Source organism: Agrobacterium sp. ST15.13.013 (assembly GCF_027956525.1).
Lineage (GTDB): Bacteria > Pseudomonadota > Alphaproteobacteria > Rhizobiales > Rhizobiaceae > Agrobacterium > Agrobacterium salinitolerans.
Genome location: NZ_JAQKGP010000091.1, coordinates 1 through 512, shown reverse-complemented (window position 1 = coordinate 512; position 512 = coordinate 1). Strand labels below are relative to the sequence as shown.

1 protein-coding gene is annotated in these 512 nt (G+C 57.6%); it reads right to left on the bottom strand.

Annotated features, from left to right (window positions below; all coding sequences use genetic code 11):
• Positions 1-459 (bottom strand): transposase (locus PL597_RS26020; protein WP_271366656.1); only part of this gene is annotated, 459 nt, incomplete at its 3' end.
• Positions 460-512: the final 53 nt, after the last annotated feature.

Here is a 512-nt window from a genome sequence, read left to right as displayed (position 1 = left end):
ATTGGCCTTCAGATGGGTCGAATCCGTATAGAGCACGGTCCCATCCACCAGACCATGCCGGATCGCCTGCTCCACGATGGCATCGAATATATCCTGGGCAACCTCCGTCCCGTTGAAGCGACGGCGGCGGTTCTGCGACAGCGTCGAGGCATCGAAGACAGGATCGGTCAGCTTCAGGCGCAGAAACCAGCGATAGGCGACGTTCACCTCGATCTCGCGCATCAACTGCCGCTCCGAGCGAACACCGAACAGGTAGCCGATGAACAGCGCCTTGAACATGCGTGTGGGATCGAGCGGCGGACGGCCGTTGTCGGCACAGTAAAGACCGGCAACACGATCATGGATAAATGAGAAGTCGATCACCGCGTCGATCTTGCGAAGCAGGTGATCTTTCGGGACCAGGCTATCGAGCGTCACCATCTCGAGAGCGGTCTGTTCAGGAGCAGGTTTCTTCAACATGTCCCAATGAATCATAAACCCCCAGCTCACGCCAGGGGTTTGTCAGCAGTCTG